This is a genomic window from Desulfosalsimonas sp., assembly GCF_055149105.1.
In genome coordinates this window covers 1-22,369 of the sequence record NZ_JBSRLA010000050.1, presented here as the reverse complement: position 1 = coordinate 22,369, position 22,369 = coordinate 1, and the positions used below count along the sequence as shown (strand labels likewise).

17 protein-coding genes are annotated in these 22,369 nt (G+C 54.7%); 11 read left to right on the top strand and 6 right to left on the bottom strand.

From position 1 onward, the window contains the following. The first annotated feature begins 21 nt into the window (after positions 1-21). From tssH to ACTCIA_RS12130, 10 genes are all read left to right on the top strand, one after another. Complete coding sequence (gene tssH / locus ACTCIA_RS12175; RefSeq protein WP_463002093.1) at positions 22-2,652, top strand: type VI secretion system ATPase TssH; 2,631 nt, start codon at positions 22-24, stop codon at positions 2,650-2,652. A gap of 98 nt (positions 2,653-2,750) precedes the next feature. After that, positions 2,751-5,504: a type VI secretion system Vgr family protein gene (locus tag ACTCIA_RS12170; protein WP_463002092.1), complete on the top strand. Its 2,754-nt coding sequence runs from the start codon at positions 2,751-2,753 to the stop codon at positions 5,502-5,504. A gap of 18 nt (positions 5,505-5,522) precedes the next feature. Beyond that, complete coding sequence (locus ACTCIA_RS12165; protein ID WP_463002091.1) at positions 5,523-8,462, top strand: DUF2169 family type VI secretion system accessory protein; 2,940 nt, start codon at positions 5,523-5,525, stop codon at positions 8,460-8,462. Continuing rightward, positions 8,462-9,514, top strand: a complete 1,053-nt coding sequence (locus tag ACTCIA_RS12160; protein WP_463002090.1) for a pentapeptide repeat-containing protein — start codon at positions 8,462-8,464, stop codon at positions 9,512-9,514. The genes ACTCIA_RS12165 and ACTCIA_RS12160 overlap by 1 nt, the downstream gene beginning before the upstream one ends. Further along, a complete protein-coding gene (locus ACTCIA_RS12155) occupies positions 9,511-10,170 on the top strand; it encodes a DUF3540 domain-containing protein (RefSeq protein WP_463002089.1) in 660 nt (219 codons plus the stop codon). Before ACTCIA_RS12160 ends, ACTCIA_RS12155 begins: the two co-directional genes overlap by 4 nt. Before the next feature lie 11 nt (positions 10,171-10,181). After that, on the top strand, positions 10,182-10,694 hold the full coding sequence (locus ACTCIA_RS12150; protein WP_463002088.1) for a DUF4150 domain-containing protein: 513 nt from the start codon (positions 10,182-10,184) through the stop codon (positions 10,692-10,694). Between the two features lie 35 nt (positions 10,695-10,729). After that, positions 10,730-11,059 carry an STAS domain-containing protein gene (locus tag ACTCIA_RS12145; RefSeq protein WP_410268644.1) on the top strand — a complete coding sequence of 110 codons (330 nt, stop codon included), beginning with the start codon at positions 10,730-10,732 and terminating at the stop codon, positions 11,057-11,059. Further along, entirely contained in the window at positions 11,049-11,486 is a 438-nt protein-coding gene (locus ACTCIA_RS12140) for an ATP-binding protein (RefSeq protein WP_463002087.1), read from the top strand. The genes ACTCIA_RS12145 and ACTCIA_RS12140 overlap by 11 nt, the downstream gene beginning before the upstream one ends. Positions 11,487-11,574: 88 nt before the next feature. After that, positions 11,575-12,357 (top strand): hypothetical protein, encoded by a 783-nt coding sequence (locus tag ACTCIA_RS12135; RefSeq protein ID WP_463002086.1) that lies wholly within the window; start codon positions 11,575-11,577, stop codon positions 12,355-12,357. 133 nt (positions 12,358-12,490) lie between these two features. After that, on the top strand, positions 12,491-12,949 hold the full coding sequence (locus tag ACTCIA_RS12130; protein WP_463002085.1) for a ferritin family protein: 459 nt from the start codon (positions 12,491-12,493) through the stop codon (positions 12,947-12,949). A gap of 119 nt (positions 12,950-13,068) precedes the next feature. Here ACTCIA_RS12130 and ACTCIA_RS12125 read toward each other — a convergent pair whose 3' ends face one another. Continuing rightward, entirely contained in the window at positions 13,069-13,269 is a 201-nt protein-coding gene (locus tag ACTCIA_RS12125) for a cold-shock protein (RefSeq protein WP_181551702.1), read from the bottom strand. Between the two features lie 326 nt (positions 13,270-13,595). Here ACTCIA_RS12125 and ACTCIA_RS12120 point away from each other — a divergent pair, with 326 nt between their 5' ends. Beyond that, positions 13,596-14,477 (top strand): DegV family protein, encoded by an 882-nt coding sequence (locus ACTCIA_RS12120; RefSeq protein WP_463002084.1) that lies wholly within the window; start codon positions 13,596-13,598, stop codon positions 14,475-14,477. Positions 14,478-14,553: 76 nt separating this feature from the next. Here the strand turns inward: ACTCIA_RS12120 and ACTCIA_RS12115 are convergent, their stop codons facing one another. The 5 genes from ACTCIA_RS12115 to ACTCIA_RS12095 form a co-directional block, all read right to left on the bottom strand. Further along, entirely contained in the window at positions 14,554-15,264 is a 711-nt protein-coding gene (locus tag ACTCIA_RS12115; protein ID WP_463002083.1) for a nuclease-related domain-containing protein, read from the bottom strand. Positions 15,265-15,369: 105 nt separating this feature from the next. Next, on the bottom strand, positions 15,370-16,842 hold the full coding sequence (locus ACTCIA_RS12110) for a hypothetical protein (RefSeq protein ID WP_463002082.1): 1,473 nt from the start codon (positions 16,840-16,842) through the stop codon (positions 15,370-15,372). A gap of 50 nt (positions 16,843-16,892) precedes the next feature. Beyond that, positions 16,893-18,197: an acetyl-CoA hydrolase/transferase family protein gene (locus ACTCIA_RS12105; RefSeq protein ID WP_463002081.1), complete on the bottom strand. Its 1,305-nt coding sequence runs from the start codon at positions 18,195-18,197 to the stop codon at positions 16,893-16,895. Between the two features lie 28 nt (positions 18,198-18,225). After that, positions 18,226-19,668, bottom strand: coding sequence for a 4-hydroxyphenylacetate 3-hydroxylase family protein (locus ACTCIA_RS12100; protein WP_463002080.1), 1,443 nt, complete (start codon positions 19,666-19,668; stop codon positions 18,226-18,228). A 374-nt stretch (positions 19,669-20,042) separates the two neighbouring features. Further along, a complete protein-coding gene (locus ACTCIA_RS12095) occupies positions 20,043-22,148 on the bottom strand; it encodes a sigma 54-interacting transcriptional regulator (RefSeq protein ID WP_463002079.1) in 2,106 nt (701 codons plus the stop codon). Positions 22,149-22,369: the final 221 nt, after the last annotated feature.

Genomic DNA, 22,369 nt, shown 5'->3' with positions numbered 1-22,369 from the left:
TGACAAACCACGGAGACTGAAATGGACCATGACATCAAATCCCTGTTTTCAAAACTAAACGACCAGAGCACCAATGTCTTGCACAATGCCGTGGGCCTGTGCGTATCCCGGACCAATTACGAGATCACCGTGGAGCAGTTTCTGCTCAAGAGCCTGGAAGACACCTCGGGTGATATCCAGGTGATTCTGCGATATTTTGAAATCGACCCGGCCCGGGTCAGCTCGGCCTTAACCGACGCACTGGAGGACCAGAAGGCCGGCAACCCGGGAAAACCCACATTTTCACCCCTGCTGGTGGAGCTGTTTGAAAAGGCCTGGATGATCACCTCCATTGACCTGGGCGCCAGGCGCGTGCGCACCGGCGCGATTCTCACGGCTTTTTTGACCCGGCCCACATACTTTGGCAGCGGCCCGTTTGTTGATCTGCTCAAAAAAATCAACCGCGAGACCCTGCAGACCCATTTCTGGAAAATCACCGAGGGTTCCTCGGAGCAGCAGCAGGCGCCGCAGGAAGGCGGGGAAGCCGGGGACGCATCCGGGGCTCCGGGTACAGACGGGTATCTGGCCAAATATTGCCAGGATTTTACCGCCAAGGCCGCGGCCGGGGATATTGACCCGGTATTCGGCCGCGAAGAAGAGATTCACCAGATCATTGACGTGCTGGCCCGCCGCCGGAAAAACAACCCCATCCTGGTGGGCGAGCCGGGGGTGGGCAAAACCGCGGTGATCGAAGGACTGGCCCTCCGCATCACAGAAGACGACGTGCCGGAAATGCTGCAAAATGTAACCCTGCTGGGCCTGGACATGGGGGCGCTGGAGGCGGGCGCCGGCATGAAAGGCGAGTTTGAAAACCGGCTCAAGGGGGTTTTAAGCGAGATCAAGGCCTCGGAAAAGCCCATTATTCTGTTTATCGACGAAGCCCATACCCTGATCGGCGCCGGCGGTTCGGCCGGCAGTTCGGATGCCGCCAACCTTCTCAAACCCGCCCTGGCCCGCGGTGAGATCAAAACCTGTGCAGCCACCACCTGGAGCGAGTACAAGAAATACTTTGAAAAAGACCCGGCCCTGGCCCGGCGCTTTCAGCTCATTAAGCTGGCGGAGCCGGATGTATCCGTAGCAACCCTGATTCTGCGCGGCCTTAAGGACAATTACGAGGCCTCCCACAAGGTCATTGTCAGAGACGATGCCATTGTTGCGGCCGCCGAGTATGCGGACCGCTATATCAGCGGCCGGTTTCTGCCGGACAAGGCCATTGATCTTCTGGATACCAGCTGTGCGCGCATTAAAATCAACCTCTCGGCCAAGCCGCCGGTCTTAACCGACGCCGAACGCGCCCGTCAGGCGCTGGATCGGGAAAAGCGGGCTCTGGACCGGGACCGGGACAACGGCATTGAAGTCGAGGCGGAGCGATACGAGCAGCTGCTTGCGGCCATGGAAGACCGGGACCGGCAGATTGAAACCATCACGGCGCGCTGGCAGCAGGAAAAAGCCCAGGCTGCTGCCGTCATCGATATCCGTGATCAGATCCAGGCCCTGGAAGGAGGGGGCAACGGCGAAAAGGAAGCGCTCAACGTCCAGCTGGCCGAAGCCGCAAAAGCGCTTGCCGGAATCCAGAAAGACGATCCCATGGTGCGCATCGAGGTTTGCCCGGACGTGGTGGGAAAGGTGGTTTCGGACTGGACAGGCATCCCCCTGGGCAAGATTCAGCGCGATCAGGTAAAGACCATCTTAAACATTGAAGAGCGTCTCGGCGAGCGCATCAAGGGCCAGGATCACGCCATTGCCGCCATGGGAGAAGTGATCAAGGCCGCCAAGTCCGGTATTAAAAACCCGGACCAGCCCCTGGGCGTGTTTCTTCTGGTGGGCCCCAGCGGAGTGGGCAAGACCGAAACCGGCCTGGGTGTGGCCGATCTTTTGTTCGGCGGGGAGCACAATATTGTGACCATCAACATGAGCGAATTCCAGGAACGGCACTCCACCAGCCGCCTGATCGGCTCGCCTCCGGGCTATGTGGGTTACGGCGAAGGCGGGATGCTGTCTGAGGCCGTTCGCCAGAACCCCTATTCCGTGGTCTTGCTCGACGAGGTGGAAAAGGCCCACCCGGACGTGATGAACCTTTTTTACCAGGTCTTTGACAAAGGCACCCTGTCTGACGGCGAGGGCAAGGACATCAATTTCAAAAACACCGTGATCATTCTCACCAGCAACCTGGCCACGGATGTGATCCAGGAAATGACCCATGGCGAAGAAGATATTCCGCCCATGGACGCGGTGATGGGCGCGGTTCGCCCCTTGCTGTCCAAGCACTTCAAGCCCGCGCTTCTGGCCCGGATGACCGTGGTGCCTTACTACAGCCTCAACCCCGGGGCCATGGCCCGGGTGGTGGGGCTGAAACTGGCCAGACTGCAAAAGACCATGCAGCAGAACAACAAGATCAAACTCACCTACGGCGATGACGTGGTCGAACAGATCACCGCCCGGTGCGCCGAGGTGGAAACCGGTGCCCGAAACATCGACTACATCCTGCAGGGCAAGATCATGCCGCAGATTTCCCAGACGCTTTTGCAGGGCATGGGCGAAGACGGCGAACTGCCCGGCACCATCTCGCTGACAACCGGCGAAGAAGGAGAGTTTCAGATTGCATTTGGATAAGCAAAACCGCATCCGGATTTTGTCCGGAGACCGGGATGCGCTCCACCCGGTGACAAGCGACCCCGCCCGGGCCGGGCGGGGACAAGGAGAAATACCCAATGGCGGTCAATGAAAAACGGTTTTCTTTTGTTTCACTTGGCATTCCCGGAGACATTTTCGGAGTGGTGCGCTTTAGCGGCACCGAGGGACTGTCGAGGATCTACGAATTTGACATTCAGCTCGTGTCCGCGGATATGGAGCTGGATTTAAACGAAATCATACAAAACCCGGCCCGGCTCACGTTTTTGCGCGAGGAAGGCAATATTTGCTTCAACGGGATTGTCTCGGAGTTTGAACAGCTCCACCAGGTCGGGGACATGTGCTTTTACAGCGCACGCCTGGTGCCCAGAATCTGGTGGCTGACCCAGACGCCTTTTAACCAGGTTTTTCTCGACAAAAGCGTGCCGGAAATCATCGAGCAGGTCCTTCGTTCCGGGGGCCTGATGAATGATGATTTTGATATCCGCCTGGAAGGCACCTATCCGAAATGGGAATATGTGTGCCAGTACCGCGAAACCCATATGCATTTTGTCCGGCGATTAATGGAGCGCGAGGGCATTTATTATTACTTTGAGCAGACCGGGTCCGGGGAAAAACTCATTATCACCGATACCCGCATGGCCCACACATACATGGCAGAAGGCCGGACCATTTACTATTCCCCGCCAAGCGGCCTGGATACCTTGTACCGGGAGGAGGTCATCAAGAATTTTTTCTGCCGCCAGAAAATGGTGCCCAAATCCGTCCATCTCAGGGATCATAACTTCGGCCGCCCGGAGCTTCCGCTGGAAGGGTCCGCGGATGTGTTTGAAGAAGGCCACGGCCAGGTCTATTTCTACGGGGATCACTTCACAAGCCCGGAGCAGGCCGGCCGGCTGACCCATATCCGGGCCGAGTCCTACCAGTGCTGGATGCAGACCTTTTTCGGAGACACCACCATCCCGTTTCTCCGTCCCGGCTACACCTTTCACCTGGACAATCATTTCCGTCCGGCATTCAACCAGGACTATCTGACCGTTGAAATCTCCCACCAGGGAAACCAGGCATCATTTATGCTTGCCGGCCTGCCCGGGCAGGTCCCGGAGCAGGAAACCGGCCCCGCATACGTCAACCGGGTCACGGCCCTGCCGGCCTCGGTCCAGTTCCGCCCGGAGCGCAAAACCGAAAAACCCCGTTTTTACGGCACGCTAAACGCCCGAATTGATGCGGCCGGCGACGGCACCTATGCGGAGCTCGACGCCGAGGGCCGCTACAAGGTGATTCTGCCCTTTGACCGAAGCGGCCGAAGCGGCGGCAAGGCCTCGGCCTGGATCCGAATGATGCAGCCCTATGCCGGCTCCAACCAGGGGATGCACTTTCCCCTGCACAAGGGCACCGAGGTGCTTTTGACCTTTATCGAAGGGGATCCGGACCGGCCGGTTATTGCCGGGGCCGTGCCCACCCCCCAGGCGATCAGCCCGGTAAACGAGCGCAACCAGACCAAGTCGATGATTCAGACCGGGCGCGGCAACCTGCTGGGGGGCAACAATTACATCGAGTTCGAGGACAAAAACCGGCATGAAGCCATCCGGATCCATTCTCCGGGGGACTTGTGGCGCGAGGCCCAGAACCGTTACGGGGAGTATCATGCCTATGACCCGCAGGATTCGCTTTCAGACGGGCGGGAGCCCAAGATCGAAGATTTGAAATCCAACTTCGGCCCGGGCAGCGGCTGCAACCCCACCGGCATGATCGATATCCACAACAGCCATCAACCCCAGACGGACTTTTTCAGCGATGTGTTCCGAAAGGCGCATGTACACCTGTCCTCCCTTGATACGGTCAACCTTCAGGAAGGCAATATTTATGACTTTGGCGGCTACTGGAATTACAACCTGGGCAACTGCTACGTGGAAGAACACCTGGACCAGAGCCCGGAGTTAAACAAAGAACACCACTACGACCTGCTGGATGCGGGCGGGCCGAACTGGAACGGCTGGCGCACGGTCAAGTCAGAAGAGCACGGCGGATCCACAAACCAATTGATCGATCTCGCCCATGAGGCCTCGGACGGCTGGAACAACATCTGGGTGGAAAAACATTTCGGCGACGCCTACGAATACACCGAGGGCAGCACGATTTCCGTGACAAAGGGCTCATCTCAGGAAATCCAGGTAGGCGGCCGCCACGTGGAGGAAAAATACAACGGCAAGGGCAAAAAAACCCTTTACAGCGTTTCTGAAAAGGGAAAGACCGAGGAGACAAAATGGTGCCCCCATACGGGCAACATGCTGTCTTACAGCATCAGCCAGAAACAGCCCAATGCCGTGCACAGTTTTGATTTCAAGTGGGCCAACACCATGTCAATGGACATGAAGTTTGCCGCCAGCACCTCTCTTGACTTTACCATGGCCGCCAGCACAGCTTTTCATTTTACAATGGCATCGAGTCTGGCCTTTGACTTCAAACGGGCGGCCACCCTGGATCTGACCGTTGCCAAGGGGCTGCAGACAGAAATCGGCTCCTACACCGGGGGAAAAATCGGCCTGTCCTCCTTTAAGGGACTGTCGCTAAACGCCGCCATGCACCAGGCCGCGGCCATAGACCTTTCAAGCTATCAGGGACTCAAACTGGGGCTGGAATCGTTTAAGGGCCTGTCTCTTTCAGTGGAGACCGGTCTGGCCATTGCCATCAAATGCGATCTGCGGACAACCGCAAAAATTGACATTGATAACAATGACGGCAAATTGTCTGTCAAGGCCGGCGGACTGCTCGAATTTGCCAAGGAGACAAGCTTAAAGGCCGCAGTTGACACCCTTCGCGTCAGGATGTAGAGGAAAAAATCAGAAAACATGCATGTTATCCAACCATACCGCCCACTGCAGGCGGGACTCAACCATCGGGTGATGGAACAAAACCGGCGCTTTTTCTTTGTGGTTTCGGCCACGCTGGGCATTGACCTGTGCTCCGGCAAGGCCCGCCTGGATGTTGATTTTTTAAAGGACGCATTTGAAGCCATGGCCGACAATCCCACCCCGGAGATGGGCATGCCCAAGCCCCGGGGCGAGTTTCTTGTCACAGGCGCGTTTTTCGCACCCGGCGGCCGGGCGGTCACCGGCGGCGAGGTCCGGGTGCGCCTGGGGCAGAGTGAAAAATCCCTTTATGTATTCGGTCCCCGCAGGTGGAAAACCGGCGGTCTGCCCTCTTCTCCGGAGCCGATCACAACCCTGCCGGTGGATTACGCCCATGCATTCGGCGGTTTGGATTATCCCAAAAACCCGGACGGCATGGGGTATAAGGACGGGCGGCTGCCCTGCATTGAAAATCCGGACCGCCTGATCACCTCCGCCGGTGATGCGCCCGAGCCTGCCGGCATTGCACCCCTGGTTCTGGACTGCCCGCAGCGCATGCGTTTTCGTGGAACCTACGAAGATGACTACAAGCTCAAATATTACCCCGGATACCCGGAAGACATGGATTGGCGTTTTTTTCTCAACAGCCCGGAGGATCAGTGGATCCAGGGTTATTTTCAGGGCAGCGAATCCTTTGAAATCCAAAACATGCACCCGGAAATGCCGGTTATCAGCGGGGCCCTGCCGGATCTTTACGCCCGGGCCTTTATCCGCCATACCATCGGCACGGAAACACCGGATTTCGGCGAGCTACCCCTGAACCTGGACACGGTCTGGTTTTTCCCGGGAAAACAGCTGGGCCTGCTTGTTTTCCGGGGTGTCACCGAGGTGGCCGATGACGAGGCCACCCAGATCAGTGACGTGCTTCTGGCATATGAAAGCCGCCGGGATGAAAAACGCAGCCTTGCCCATTACCACCAGGCCCTGGAAAGGCGGATGACCGGGGAAAATCCGTTTCTCAACTATTTTCAGACCCGGGACCTGATCCCCCCCGGCGATCCCACCGCCCTGGCCATTTTTCAGGAAAAAGGCGAGGTGGAACTCGATGACAACAGCGCCCTGTCCCAAAACATCGCCGCCCGGGAAGATGCCTGCAGCAAAACCGTGGCGGACAAGGTCGACGAAGCCGCCAGGCAGGCGGAGCAATCCATGGCGGAAACCCGTATGCCGGACACGGCTGCGACCGCCATGCCCGAAGACGACGCTTTTGATGTTCAAAAGATGATCAGCGAACCGGCCGATCCGGGGTCTGCGCAGGTCACTGATCCGGATCTGGACGAATTTACCCGCAAGCTCGAAGAGATTATGCCCGGGATCACCTCCGGGCAGGGCGGCAAAGTGGACCTGGAGGATTTCCCTTTTGACCGCATCGGTGAAATCGCCGATGCCGCAGAGGTCATGGGCCAAAAAAAGGATGAGCAGGCCCGGGAAAAACTTCGGGAACAGATCACCAATGTCCGCGACACCCTGAAAAGCCAAATGGCCGAAACCCGGGAAAGCGGCCTGGAAATGCCCGATGATGCCGGCCATGAACTCCGGGAACTCGACGATCAGATAAATGCACTGGAGGCGGAACAAGACCCAACCCCGCCCCCGCAGCCCCTGCCCCGGGTCAATGCTGAAGCGCTCATGGAAAAACTCCCCCTTCGCCTGCCCGATGAAGCCATGGCCGCCATGACCCATTTGCAGGGCTTGAAATCCATTGGCGTGGACACCGAACAAACCCGGGACCTGGAGGCGCAGATCACAGCCGATATGGAAGAGGCCGCAAATGAGATCCGCGAATCGCTCTACGAGCTGGAACAGCAGTTCAGGGCCGGCTATATCATGGGCGCCCATTTCATGGAGGCGGGACTGCCGCCGCACACCAAGCCCGTCAAAGAGGTCCGGGCGGAATTTCTGGATGCTGTGGCCGCCGGCAAGCCCGTTGCCGGAGGGGACTGGGCCTGTATTGATCTTTCCGGCGCACGGCTGGATCAAATGGATTTGTCTGAAGCGTTTTTTGAACAGGTCAATTTTTCCGGCGCCAGCCTGAAAGGCGCAAACCTGAGCGGGGCCTTTCTTGTCCGGGCCGATCTTACCGGGGCTGATCTCACCGGAGCCAATTTGCAGGGCGCCAATATGGGTGCGGCAACCGCTGCCGGGTGCATTTTTGTGCGGGCCGACTGCCGCAGGGCCGTCTTGTCCAAGGGGGATTTTACAGGAGCGGATTTTACCGCTGCCAGCCTGAAGGAAGCCGAGACGTTGTATGTGCGCATGGATCAGGCGCGTTTTTCCGGGGCCGATGTCTCCGGGATTCAGTTTCTTGAGCCTGATATCCGCGGTGCGGATTTCACTGATGCGGACCTTTCCGGGTCATTTTTCCTAAACGGGCGGCTCAGCGATGTCACCTTTGCCGGTGCGGCCATGACCCGGTGTTTGTTTGCCAACATGATCCTCAAAAACGTCTGCTTTGACCGGGCTGTATTTAACCAGAGCTGTTTTGCCGGAACCGATGCCGAAGCAGTCTGTCTTGAGGGCTTGAGTTTCCGGGAGGCCAACCTGCAGCAATCCAATTTCCAGCGTATGACCCTTCAAAATGCCGACTTTTCCGGGGCTGATCTCGAAAACAGCTATTTTGAGAGCGCGGATCTTTCGGGTGCGGATTTCTCCGGGGCCAGTGCCAGAAACGCCCAGTTCCGGAGCGCAAACCTCACAGGCGCGAACCTGGAGGGGATCAATCTCATGGGCGGCTCCCTTGCCAAGGCCCGGCTGGTGCGGGCCAGCCTTGCCCGGGCCAATCTTTTCCAGGTGGATTTTCTGCGGGCCACGATCACGGATACAGACTTTGACGGCAGCAATCTTGACAGCACTTTGATTGCCCACTGGAGGCCGGAATAATGACAGGGGAGGAGCTGGCCGCACAGGTCAAAAACGGAGAGGTATTTTACCAGGAGGATTTCTCGAACACGGACTGCCGGGGTTTGGATCTTTCCGGCGGGATTTTCAGCGAGGTGTGCTTTGACAACTGTGATTTCTCGCAAGCCGGGCTCAAAGAAGCCACCTTTGCCAACTGCTCCATGCAAAACGCGGTGTTTTCCAGGGCCGACATCCGGCAGATCAACTTTGCCCAATGCGGGATGGATCAAGCCCGGTTTTGTGAAATCACAGCCGATTCGGCCAAGTTCGTTGAATCGTCCATGAAAGGGGCGGATTTTTCCGGCGCCAGGCTCGAAACCTGCTTTTTTACCCATACCGATCTTGAAGCCGCGGTTTTATCCGGACTGGAACTGACCACAACGGCTTTTTCCGGATGCCGGCTGGTCGGGGCGGATTTTTCCGGGGCCCGGGTGGAAAGAAGTTTTTTCCACGACTGTGGTTTTAAGGACAACAACCTTTCCGGCATTACCATTCATTTGTCTTTGTTCCACGGAGCTGATTTTGACGGAACCGATTTTTCCGGGCTGGATCTGACCCAGGTCCAGTTTCATGAATCAAGCCTGAACAATTGCAATTTTGCCCGGACCCGGCTGGACAAAAGCGGGTTTATGCGGGGGGCGCTCACGGGATCGCTTTTTGACGGTGCCAGCCTGGAATACGCCAATTTTTACGAAGCCTCCCTGTCCGGAGCCAGTTTCCGGGAGGCGAACCTGACCCGGGCCGGGCTGCAATACACCATGATATCCGGCTCGGATTTTTCAAACGCCAAAATGATCCAGGCGCAGCTCGAAGGCGCCTGTGCGGAGCAGTCCTCGTTTGCGGGCGCGGACCTGACCTATGCGGATTTTTCCCATGCAAAGCTCAGGGCCTCGGATTTTTCCCGTGCGGCTTTGTATTTAACCAATTTTCACGCCGCAGATGATGAAAAGACCAAATGGTCCGGCTCCACGCGCGCCCTGTCCTGGGGAACCAATCAAAGTCGTTTAAAAGCTGAACAATGGGAGAAAAAATGAACCGCCAAACATCCAACGTCATTCCGATGGCCGATCACGCCCCGCCAGCTGTCCGGCAGGGCGTGGTCACCGCTGTTGGAGAAAACGGGCTTAGCATTGCCGTTTCCGGAAAAACCGTCCGGGCCCGCAAGGCCTTTTCCTGCATCATTGAACCCGAGGTGCAGGACACGGTTTTGTGCTGCCGGGATGACACCGGCACCTTTTTTGTCCTGGCCATCATGGACCGGCCCCGGAATCAGGCCATGAAGCTGGTTTTTCCTTCGGATGCCACCCTGGAATCCGCCTCCGGGAGTGTAAACGTGTTTTCCAAAAAAGCCATCAACATGGCTGCAAAAGACATCAGCGCGTTTTCCAAAAATGCCGTGCACAAAAGCGATCAGGGCTATATCGCTTTTGACCGGATCACGGCCAGCGGCACCGAGGTCCATGCCAGCTACAAAACCGTCCGGCTCATCAGCGGGCTGATCAACACCATGGCCCGGCAGGTGATTGACAAGTTTAAAGGATATATCCGGCATACCGAGGACAACGACCAGGTCCAGGCCGGCCAGCTGACCCGGCGCACCAGCGGGCTTTATTCCATGGATTCGAGAAATACGGTGATGATCAGCAAAAAGGAAACCAAAATCGACGGCGAAAAAATTTACATGGCCTAAAGGAGGCGTTTATGTTTGCAAACTGCTCAATGCCGGGAATGGACTTTGCCATGCCCGATCCCTGCAAAACACCAACCGGGCCGGTGCCCACGCCGATTCCGTATCCGAACATGACCATGAAAATCATGGGGCTGCTGCCGACGACCAACATGCGCAACCTGCTGACCTTTCTGCCGGCCCACAACATCATGACCACGATGCCCACCAGCATGGGCGATACCACAGGGGTCCTGATGGGCCTGGTGTCCCAGACCATCATGGGCCCGGGGCGCAATGTCCGCTGCAGCGTCAAGACCATTACCCAGGCCATGCCGGTAACCCGCATGCTTGACAACTCCCTGCAGAACCAGGTCAATGCCCCCGGCGGCATGACCCTGGTGCCCGGGCATGCCACCATTGCCAACCGCATCGTCATGACCGTGGGCAATGCCTATGGGTTGATCCAGACTATGCAGAAAACACTGGAGGAAGCTCAGATCAAGCTCCATGAGCAAATCCAGGCCCAGAAGAAATCCGGCCGGTAACGGCCCCAAACAATCATCAATCAGGAGTTTTTTCAATGGAGTGTGAAAGCTTTAAACAAGACGATGCCGTCGTGGTCAAGCCCTCGGGCCGCATGGATGCCGGCACCGCGTCGGTGTTTGAAAAAGAATGCGACAAATGGATCGAAAAAGGCGAAACCAATCTGATCGGCGACTTTGAAAACCTGGAATATATCAGCAGCGCGGGCCTGCGAAGCGTTCTGGTGGTGGGCAAAAAGCTCAAACCCGCCGGCGGCGAGCTGGCCTTGTGCAATATGAACGGAATGGTGGAGGAAGTGTTTAGCATGTCGGGATTTAAAAGTATTTTCAATATCTTTGACACACTTGAGGCTGCACTTGAAAGATGATGGCACCCATTTTTCCCATAAGCTGAAACTGCCGGCACACATGGATTCCCTCCATGAATTTATCCAGTTCATGGAGCAAAGCGCCAGGCAACTGGGCATCGAAGAGGCCCTGATCCAAAAACTCACCCTGGTGGCAGAAGAACTTCTGGTCAACGTGGTTCACTACGCCTACGTGGATACCGGCGAGGACGGCGGCATAGAGCTGCAATGCGGCATGGCCGATCGGCAAACCTTCTGCATGCGCATTTCTGACAAGGGAAAACCCTTTGATCCCCTTTCGGCCGCGGAACCGGATCTGACCCGGGACATTGAGGACCGGCCCGTGGGCGGCCTCGGCGTCTATCTGGTACGGGAACTGGCTGATCATCTGGATTATCAGCGAAAAGACGGCGCCAATGTGGTGCTGTTCTGCAAAAAAGTTTGGTGATACCCCGTTTGCTTGCGGCTGCCTGTAACGGGGCACCATCGGCCCGGTCAAAACCGCTCCGGACATTTATGAAAAGCAAGGAGAAATCATGAGCAAATCGGTCTGGATCAGCATGATCAAAAAAGATGAAGCCGCCGCACAGGCGGTCTACAAGATGATATCCGGATACGGGCTGGGGGTATCGGGTCATTTCTGGAAACATGATCCGGAAAACATGCAATGGGCCGGAGCTGTTTCTGAAATTGCGGCAAAAACAAACGGCCTTTGGCTGATTGTGGGCGATACCGGCGATTTCACGCCTTCCGTGCTCCGGGACCTGTCATTGCTGGCCCTGTCCGTGCAGGCGCAGAAAGCCGCTCAGGTCCCGGTCATGATACTTACGGACAAGCCCGAAAGCCTCAAAGAAAAACTGCCCACACCTCTTTCCGACGCCATGGTATTTTCCCCGGACAACCCGGCCCTGGGCGCCAAAATCACCGCCAAAGCCAACCTTCCCCTTAAGCCCGTTTCAAGGCCGTACCGGTTAAACATCCATGCCATGCCCAAAATCGGCCTTTGGATCGAGGCCGGACCGCCTACGGGCACATGGGAGGGCATCATTGTCGGTGCCGGCGGCAACGGAGCCGCCATAGACGCCATGGGTATCGGGCCGGCCGGTCAAATCCCGGAAAAATCCGTCCTGGAATACCCGATGCGCAACATGACCCTTGCCCTGGCAGACCTGGAGTTTAACGCCTGGGCGGCGCAAAACCATGTGTCAGAAACCGAATCGGTCTACGTCCGGATAAAGGGACAGCCCGGTGCTCTGCTGTTTGGCCCGTTTGCCCCTGATGCAGACGAGCTGGATGTCTATACCCTGACACTGGAATAAACAAGCTGCTTGTCACCTAAATGGCACTGCAAAAGCACACCCTCTAAACATGATGGTTTGTTTGACACGGGGTGCAAGTGCGCCTATATCCTAGAAAGAACAGGTTAGATGCCAATAAAGCCGATAGGAGGAAATGATGAATCACATGCAGTACGAGCAGATCCTGAAAGATGCAATCCAGGGAGAAATCGATTCCCGGAAGTTTTATCAGGACGCTGCCGGCCGGATGCAGGACAGGTTTTTAAAGGAACTGTTTACCCGGTTTACCCATGAGGAAAAAAAACATGAAGAAATTTTAAGAGGCTTTATGGAGGCCATTCCCGAAACCCTGCCCTTTGACGAAAACCGGAACTACAAAGTTTCTGAAACTGTTGACCGCCCCGAGGTCTCTGACAGGATGAAACCTGCAGACGCCTTTGCCCTGGCCATGAAAAAGGAGCAGGAGGCCATGGACAAGTACAACACCCTGGCAGACGGGTGCATAGACCCGGAGCAGGCGCAGATGTTTCGCAGCCTTGCGGCCATGGAAAGAGAGCATAAACTCAAAATGGAACAGGCGTTTGTGGATATCGGGTACCCGGAGGTATGGTAGTTATCAGGGGCGGCGGGGCTGCATCCACATCTTTTTCATGTAACACGCAAAAGAAAACCTGCAGGTAAAAAGGGTGCTTCCCCGTCCCGGAAAGCACCCTTTTTATTGAATTAAGGCTTTTACTGCACTGTTACATTCGTTGCAGCCGGACCCTTTTGACCCTGCTCGACCTCAAAGCTCACCTTGTCCCCTTCGTTCAATGTTTTAAAACCATCTGCATTGATAGCGGAAAAATGAACGAAAACATCGGGGCCGTCTTCTCTTTCGATAAAACCAAAACCTTTTTGCTCATTAAACCATTTTACTGTTCCTTGTTCCATGTTGCTGTCTCCTCCTTTGATCACGTACAATATTTTCGGCCCTTTGTTAAGGGCCACATTTTTGACGGTAACAAGACAAAAAATGAAAAACAACCTTTTTTTCTTTTGGCACGAGACAAAAAAAGGCAAATAACCCCGATATTCAATCCAATGACAGAATTTTCGGCAATGGTGCGGAGTTTTGGACAACCACCGGGGCTGCCTTGCGGGATCAAAGGCTTTTGCGTACGGATTTCTGTATAAAATAACGAGTTGACACAATAAAGGCATGGGTTATATGATGTTATTTCAAGTCTTTCGCTCACATTCAAAAAAAAGAGGTGATCATGTCCAAAAGTCTTGCGGTTGTTTGTGATTCAACGGCTGATTTCCCGCCCGGCATGGCAGAACAGCTGGGCCTGCACATTCTGCCTGTTCACATTGTCGTGGATAAAAAGGACCACCTGCACGGGCAAACCATTACCAACAAAGAAGTGATGAAAAATCTAAAGAAAAAAAAACAGGTATACACCACCCCGTTTTACCCTTATGAATGCACCAAACTTTTTGACTCACTGCTCCAGCGCCATGACGAAGTCGTCTCCCTGCACCTGTCCAAAGAAATCTCGGGAAATTATAAAAGTGCCTGCGCGGCACGCAAATTCATGGGGCAAAAGGATGCACAGCGGGTTCACATCCTGGATCTCGGCAGTGTCAGCATCAGTCTGAGCCTTTTGGTCAAAAAAGCCGTTGAACTCCTTAACAAGGGGGTGCCTGCGGAAAATCTGCAAAAGCATCTCGCCCCTTATCAAAAAAATATATTCATGGCGTTTACGGTTGAAAACCTGGTCTGGCTGAAAAGGGGCGGTCGGGTCAACGCGTTTGAGGCCTTTGTGGGAAACATGCTGAATATCAAGCCGATCATCCAGCTCAAAGAAGCCCGCCTGGAACCCGTCGAGCGGCACCGCGGCAAAAAAACCGCTGTGTCGCATCTGGTGTCATTGGCGCAGCAAAACCATGAAAAATTTAAAAACTGCGAAATCTGGATGGCGTATGCAGACAACCTCGAGGAAATCATGATCGCAAGGGAAGAGCTTGCCGCGGCCATTGGGAAACCTGCAGAAAGTATTCTGCTGGCCGAGGTTGGCGCGACAATTTCTGTGCATACCGGACCCGGCAGCCTGGCGATGGCCATGCTGCCGCAGAAAACCGCCCAAAAAGCCGCCTGAGAAATCAAGGGCAAAAGGGGGAAAATCCAAATCCCCCGATGCTCCGGCAGACATTGATTTGCGGTTGCTGCGGCCCTTACATGTACATTTTTTTCATGTAAAAAGCAAAGCCCTCGGCATGTTCCCGGTCGACGGGAAAGGCCAGCTTGCCGGCAATGGTATCATTGAGGTCTTCGATGGTGGTGATGGCAATACCGTTGAATTCCGTCATGGCACCGGCATGGACATCCGGCACCACAAGTATGGGAACAGGCATTATTTCAAGGCCTTTAAAGCCCTTTCGGATGATGATATTGATCAGATGACAAAGCCGCCATGTCCTGTCTGTGAGGGCCTCCAGGCTATTGTCCCCGGCAAAAAGCGCATTGCTGACAACCCGTAGCTTTTCTGTGTAATGAACCCTGCCCAAAACGAAAATCCCGTTTTTTGAGACAATCAGGTGATCCACGTTAAATAGCTCAAAAGAAAAATTGGAAAAAATAAAATAAGAATCATCGAGTTGGGAAAGTTTGCGGGTAACCGCTTTTTCAAAGGATTTGATGGTATTGAACTCGTTTTTGTTCAATATTTCTTTCCAGCCCAGGGGATGGGTCTTTTTGGACACGAAAACAATCAGCACGGCAATCACAAGGGCGATAAACAGGATCGTGGGAAGCTCGCCTTTCCAGTCTTGTGCAAAAAAAAGCATGCTCCCGGCCAGCACCGCTGCCGACAAAATGATAAAAAAAACATGCTTTGAAACGGGATTGCCCGTTTGTTTCTCTGCTTTGTCCTCGATATAGGCCATCTGATATCCAGTGCAATTCAAATCTTTTACCGGCTGCCCGGTCCGGCGGATCTGCCGCCCCTGCAAGGGTGCAGATCCGCCGGAGGCAACTTTTATAAAAACGGATCAGGTGTTTTTGGTATTGTTTTGGGAGCGCTCGGCAATGGCACCGAGATTTTCCTCGACCTCCTTTTTGATTTCTTCGGGAGAATCAATGGGAAAGACGGGATCTTCCGGTTTATAAGCCTTTTTCCAGGCGCCTCCCGCATACTGAAGTGCAACCAGAAGCAAAGCCGCCCCAAGCCCCCAGGCCGCGCCCCGGGTGGCCAGAATGGCCCCGGCCACCCCGGCGATGCCCAGGTCATTGAAGCCTTTGGATTTCAAAACGCCCACGCGCACGCTCACATATCCCTGAACCATCATTGTGGAGGCCAGCCCGATGCCCAGAATGGGCTTGACTGTTGCCACAATGGGAGCGATGAAATAGCTTGTCCAGGTACCCCACCGAAATGAGGCCGCACCCGAGTTGATTGACTCCATGGCCTCAGGGCCGTTTTTGTAGCGCGTGCAGACAACGACCTGCATGGCCGCCCACAGGGGGCCGCACATGGATATATCCGGGCCGAAGACGCTCATAAACACGTTTCTTCCGCCAAATATGATGTGCGACCGGTTGGGGTTGTAGTCAATCTTCTCATCGGGCCGGTACCGCTGGGCATCTTCGAGAAGCGCCTGGCTTTGGAGCACATCTCCGAATACAACAATATAGGCGCTTAAGACAAGGGGAATCGAGCTGACAAACATGGCCGCGCTGGGTATGGGTATGGCGCCGAGCATGGTAAACTCGCTAAACAGCCCTGCAAAGTCCGGCCTGGAAAAAAATCCGATCCCGGAATAATCCGGCCACGGAATTTCACCGGCCAGCGGGCCCACAAAAATGGCCAGTGCAAGGGCGGGCATCATGCCGAGATTGCCCAGATAATAGGCCCACTTGTGCTTTCTTTTAACGGCCTTGAAACTTTCCGAGAAAAGCAGATAAAAGGCAAGCCCCACGCATATGGTGATTGTCACCGGGAGGGAATCAAATGATTTGCTTCCCTCCCCGGGTTTGAAAATCAGCATTACCGCCGCAAATCCCGCACCCACCAGAACCGCGGATTGTACGGCATTGGGAATCAAGGCGATAAATCTCTTGGCAAGCCCGCTGACCCCCAGTCCCACGCAGAAAACCCCGAAAAGCAGCTGAAAAGCAATCAGCGCCTGCATTCTTTCCGGCCCCGGGTCAAAGGTCGTTACATGGGCAATGATCAGTGGAATGGCCGGGGTGATCCAGCCCGGCACCACCGGGTCGCCGAAGGTCACGTGGGCAAGATAAAGTGTACCGTTAAGGATGACAATGGCAAGGGCCACTTGAAAAGACATGCCCAGGGTTTCTGTTAACACGGGAATAATGGCCAGACATACCGCGGCCATCAAAAGTCCCTGGGCGAAATCGGCCCATTCCAGCCTGTAGTGAACAAACGGCAGCCGCAAGGTCAGCGGCCCCAGCGGAATCCCGGGTTGTATTGCCCCGTATTCTCGTTTTTTTCGGATACCCATACTCTTCTCCTTTTTGCTGGTTTGGTATGACAAAAAAACCGGACGCCGGTTTAACGCACCGCCCTGTTGTAGATGGCATGATACTGCCTGGCCAGATCCTCCCTGAAATCGGGATGGGCGATATCGATAAGCGCCCGCGCCCGCTGGGAGACGCTTTTGCCTTTCAGGTCGGCCACACCGTATTCCGTTACAATGCAGTGCGTATCCGCCCGCGGCGTGGCAACAGATGCGCCCTCATCTATGTGTGGGACAATTTTTGATATTTTTCCGTTTGAAGTGGTGGAATGAAAAGCAAGGACGGACCGGCCGTTTTCAGACCAGGCGGCACCGCGGACGAAATCGAGCTGCCCGCCTGTGCCGCTGTACTGCTTGTAGCCGATGGTATCGGAGACCACCTGGCCCGCGAAATCCACCTGCAGTGCGGAATTGACCGAAAGCATGTTGTCGTTTCTGGCAATCACTGCCGGATTATTCGTATAATCAACTGAATACATCTCCACAAACGGGTTGTTGTCCACAAAATCGTAAAGCTTCCGACTGCCCATGAGAAAGCAGACAATGATCCGGCCGGGATGGAAATTTTTCCGGGAACAGTCGATAACCCCGGCCTCAACCAGATCCACCACCCCGTCTGAGATCATTTCGCTGTGAATCCCCAGATGCTTTTTATCTTTTAAAAACCGCAAAATGGCATCCGGAACCGCGCCGATACCCAACTGCAGGCAATCGCCGTCATTGATCAGCCCCGCGATATGCCGCCCGATTTGCTCGTCCTTTTCAGTGAGTTCCGGCGGGGTGAGCACAGCCGGGGCGGTATCGGTTTCAACAATGCAGTCGATCTCAGAGACATGAAGCAGGGAATCGCCGTAGGTCCGGGGCATATTCGGCGAAACTTCGGCGATAACCAGGTTTGCGCTTCGGGCGGCGGGCTTGGTGTAATCCACGGATACCCCGCAGGAGCAGTAACCGTGCTTATCCGGCGGTGAAACCAGGATAAGGGCGACATCCACGGGCAAAGTCCCTTCGGTGAACAGGGCCGGGGTTTTGCTGAAATGACAGGGCGTAAAGTCCGCCCTTCCCTCATTGATGGCCTTTCTGGTGGATGCGCCGGCAAAAATGGCATTGTGAAAGAAAATCCCCTCATATTCCGGGTTGCAGTATTTTCCTTTTCCCATGGCCACCATGTGGACGATTTCCACATTTTCGTAAGCGGCGCTGTTTTCCACCATGGCCTCGACCAGGGCCACGGGCTCTCCGGCGGCATGGCCCAGCACCACCCGGCTGTTTGACGGTATTTTGGACACCGCCTCGCCGGGGCTCATCTTTCTGCTGTCATAGCGTTTTTGCCAATACATAAACACTCCTGATTGGGTTGGCGGCAATCTACTGCTCGATTCCGCAGAGTTTTTTGGCCACGTTTTTCTTGGCCTCCATGTTGACAAGCCTGGAAATCATAATCCGCTGGGCCTGGGGAGATCCGGCCCCATGCATGGATTCTGTGAGATAGCCCACTGCGGCGGTTCCCAGTGTCAAATTTTCGATAAGCCGCAGAATCCGGAGGCGATTTTCAGTGGGAACATCTGTTTTTGTCTTGTAGTATTTCTCAATCCATTTGCCGGTTTCCGGGTTCCGCAGGTCCTGCTCCGAGGGGCAGGTCACCATTAGCCCGCCGGCGATATCCTGGGCCAGGCGGGCGATTTCATAGGGAAAGCGTGTGACGTTCTGCTTGCTGACATTGGCCAGAAGCGCATTGACGCAATAGGTTCCCGACGGCTTTGCCCCGCCCTCACCGGCGCACGCCAGAGACCCGCAAAAAAGGGTTTCATTGAGATGGTTCATCTCGATGATCTTGTCTTTGACATGGGAGGCTTTTTCCGCGCCGTTGTAATCCGCGGCCAGCTGGGTTGCGCCGATCAGCACGTCTCCCACGCCGGCTTTGCAGGCATAGCTTTGCCTGTGATAGGAGGCGAAATGCTCCACGAGTTCACCGGCAAACTCATGTTCCCGGCACATGAACACCCGATCCCAGGGAACAAAAACATCATCAAAGACCACAAGGGCCTCATGGCCCCCATAATGCTGGTTTCCCCGGTCGATCATCCCGTCTTCGAGCTTTCGCATGTCACAGGACTGGCGGCCGTAGATGTAGGAAATGCCCTCGGCATCCGCAGGCAATGCAAAGGATACTGCGTAATCCTTGTCTTGTTCCCGCATGGCAATGGTGGGCATCACGATGATTTCATGGGAATTGACCGCACCTGTCTGATGGGCCTTTGCGCCCCGGACCACAATGCCGTCGTCATTTTCGGCGATCACGTGAAGAAAAGCGTCAGGATCGGGCTGGCGGCTCGGGGGCAGGCTCCGGTCACCCTTGGGATCGGTCATTGCCCCGTCGCAAACCAGATCCTGCTCCTGGACATATTCCAGGTATTGCAAAAACCGCTTGTAATAGCTGGTCTGATATTTTTCATCGATGTTGTAGGTGGTGATGGAAAGGGCGTTGATGGCATCCATGCCCACGCACCGCTGGAAACAGCAGCCCGTGAGCGAGCCCAGCAGCCGCCCCATCTTGGTCTTTTTCACAAGATCGGTGGTGCTCTGGTGAATATGGGTAAACCGGTTGATTTTCTTCCCGGTGATATGGGACGTGGCGGTCATCAGATCCTCATATTCCGGCTGATGGGCCAGGTCATAGGTGAGCTTGACAGCATTCATTGACGGCCGGATCACAGGATCATCAACGATGTTTTCCACCCTTTGACCAAAGAGAAAAACCTTAAGATTTAGCTTTCGCAAACTGTCTTCATATTCTTTTCCTGTTTTCATCTACCCAAACCTCCATTGCGAAAATTGTTGTTATCGCGATCTGAACAAGCGTTTTTTGGAAATAACGGCATTCAGCAGGAAGCGTGCCACAAGCATGGCCCGCCGGCGGCAGGCCGCTGTCGGGAAAGGCGGCAACCCCTGCGGGCAGCGGGAAAAGCATTTTTTTGGGAGGGATTTAAAAAACAGGATTGCGCCTGGACGGGGTTTGGGTTTGTTTCATTTTCAAAACAAACCCGGGGAAATCACACGCATGATAGAGCCGTGAAGTGCGGAAACAAGAGATAAAAAAGGCTTTGTTTCATTTTTGAAACAAAAAGCAGAAATGAAACAAAGCCTTTTTGACAGCAAACCGGCTGTTATTGCAAAACCAAAAATCAGGTTCTTTTGATCCCGTACTTTGCAGCCTTGCGAACCACTGAAGGCGCGCTGATGCCAAGCACCCGGGCGATCTCGCGAGTGGTGCCCAGGGTCTCATATGCCTGCCGGAGAAGCTGCTTTTCCACACCCTGGGTGGCCTGTTTCAAAGGCATCAGTTCGCTCAGAGAACCGGGCCACTGGCTGCCGCCATCCAAGGGCCCTGTCCCGTAGACAGATGCCGGAAGGTCTTTTCTGGAGATCACGTCATCCGGAGACATCACCATCACCCTTTCCACCAGATTTCTCAGTTCCCGGATGTTGCCCGGCCATCTGTAACGCTCAAAAACATCAACAACATCCGGAGAAAACCGCTTTTCCATACCATAGCTGCTGTTAAACTGCTTTAAAAAACTGGCCGCCAGAAATTTGATCTCCCCTGCCCGCTGCCGCAGGGGCGGGATATTCAGCGGAACCACGCTCAGCCGGTAATACAGATCCTCCCGGAAGTTGCCGGAGTGCATCATCTCCAACAAATCCTTGTTGGTGGCCGCAATGATCCGGACATCAAATTTTCTGAATTCCGCCCCGCCCACACGGTTAAATTCGCATTCCTGCAGGACCCGCAAAAATTTTGCCTGGAAATCATAGGGCAAGTCCCCGATTTCATCGAGAAACAGGGTGCCGCCGTCTGCCATTTCAAAATACCCGGGCTTGCCGCCCTTTTTCGCCCCTGTAAAGGCACCCTCCTCGTATCCGAAAAGCTCTGACTCCAGCAGATTCGGCGGAATGGCACTGCAGTTGACCCGGATAAAGGGCTGATTCTTCCGCAGGCTGTGAGTGTGGATGATTCCCGCTACAAGATCTTTGCCGGTACCCGACTCTCCGGTGATCAGCACGGTCGAGTCCACGCCGGCCAGACGGATGGCGGTATCCACCAGCTCATGCATCTTTTCCGAGCCCACAACAAGGCCGTCAACATTTTTGACATCCCGGAGTTTATAGGAATCGAGCTCCCTTCGGTACTGTTCGGTCATTTTCTGGGTTTCGGCAAGCTGGTTCTGCAGTTCATAAAGCTCTGTAATGTCCCGGACGCTGGTGACCACCCGGACGATCCGGCCTTTTTCGTCAAAAACCGGCCTTCCGGTGGCCAGCAGGGATTTGCCTGTGCTGGTTTTCTGGATGATGCTCCGGGCCTGTTTTTTTTCCAGCACAAGAAGGGTCACGGATTGGGAAAAAAATCCGTCTTTGACCAGCTTTTTCATGTTTTTTCCGTAAAAGCCGGAAGTATCAAGCCCGGTGATTTCGTCATAGGCCCTGTTGATGCGAAGAACATTGGCATCGCCGTCACAGACAAAAATACCGTCAGAAGAAGATTCAATAATGGCATCCAGATCCTTGTTAAGCTCCTTTACCGCCCCGAGTTCGTCCACTATGCTTTCCAGATCCGCTGTGTCCTGAAATATGGCCACGGCCCCGATGATCTTGTCATGGATCCACATGGGATAACTGCGGATAAAGTAGGGATGTTTGTTGATCGACACCTTGCAAAGCGGGGGCACCTTTCCTGTCTCAATGATCTCGGGCAGATTGATTTCAGGAATGAGCCTGTGGATACTGCTGCCGTAAAGCATCTCACCGTTTGCCTCCAGCACATCTTTTGCCGACCGGTTCATGAAATTGATCCGCCCGTCCGGGCCGGCAGCGATAATCAGGTTTCTGGACGACTGGATAATGGCGTCAATGATATTGCGGGTCATCTTGTAGTGATCATGATAGGTCTTTGCCACATCCTGCACACCGATGATGCCCACAGCCCTGCCGCTTTCCACAACCGGAAAACAGGAACAGCGCATCCCGATGGGATCGGCAATATCCTCATCAGGGTGAAAGGTTTTGACATTGCGTGACATATGCCCGCCCAACGGGCCATCGAGGTCCGCGCCGGTGCTTATTGCCGCACATAAGTGGTCCCTGGTAAAAACCCCGAGAAATTGCCCGGATTGGTCCACAACACAGCCGGCGTCTGTTTTTTGCTCAGCAAAAACAGCGGCTGCCGCCCGAATGGTATCTTCATAGGAAAACAGGCATTTGTTGCTGTTTTCAAGAAATTTTCTGATTTTCATACGCCCTCTTCAATCTTGTTCAATGCCGCCCGGATCTTTCGAAATCAGGTTTCTCGCAGGCCTGCAAAGTCAGTTGACAATAGTTCACGCAAATTTCATTCTCAAGGAAATTTTGATGGCGTCGTAAAAAGTCCAATATCTGCGTTACGCGCAATTTCTCAGAATTTCACGTACGGATAAGTACGCTGCATTCTTCGAAATTGCGCAAGCCTTGATCTTGA